General features: G+C 45.6%; 1 protein-coding gene. It reads right to left on the bottom strand.

The window, feature by feature from the left end:
* Positions 1-132: 132 nt before the first annotated feature.
* Positions 133-594, bottom strand: a complete 462-nt coding sequence (locus JUI58_RS01075; protein WP_204101895.1) for a VOC family protein — start codon at positions 592-594, stop codon at positions 133-135.
* Positions 595-798 lie beyond the last annotated feature (204 nt).

The following is a 798-nucleotide window of genomic DNA, read 5'->3' as shown; positions in this document are numbered from 1 at the left end:
ATGAGTTACGCCTAGCCGAAGAGTTAGTGGGAGAAGAAATTCAAAAGACGATTCAACCTCGTTCATCTATAAATAATCAGCCGTTAGTTCAAGTTTAAATAGATAAATTTTGGCGCAACAAGATATCGCAATCTACTCAGACATTTCAGCGAACATTTGTTTGGCTGCAACTTGAATTTCGTCAGGCGACATTTCACGGAGTTGAGTTGTAATTCCCCATTCGTGGCCGAATGGGTCACGGACACGCGCAAATCGTTCACCCCAGAACACATCAGTGGGTTCCATCAAGACTGTTGAACCATTATCTTTCATGGTTTCGACCATTTCATCGCAGTTATCGACGTACAGATGAATCGCAACGCTTGTAGCACCAAGACTCGTTGGACTTGGCGTGCCACCATGTTCCGGCAGTTCTTCACTGAGGAAGAATCGCGACAGCCCAATGCGAAACTCACAGTGCATAATACGTCCGTCAGGCATTTTAAGCAACAGGTACGGAGCAACGCCAAAAACGTTGGTGTAAAACGCGACAGCCTTTGTGGTGTCGGAGATGCTCAGATAAGGAACGAACTCGCATTTTTTCAATGAAGGCATATCGCTGGTGAAGATCGGGTTATTGGATGTGACGTTGGTTTGGCGGTATTGTAAAGTTCAACTAAATATAACTATCTGTTATCTTGCAGATTACAGGGCAAATGCCTTTGACCCTCCCCGCTCTAAAGAGACGGGGATTCGGAAGTAGCCCAGTAATGGACTCTTACAGGCGTGGTCAAAACGCCGCTATACGCTCAAATATGC

The organism is Spirulina sp. CCY15215, from assembly GCF_016888125.1.
GTDB lineage: Bacteria > Cyanobacteriota > Cyanobacteriia > Cyanobacteriales > Spirulinaceae > CCY15215.
This window is presented reverse-complemented; position numbering and strand designations above follow the sequence as displayed.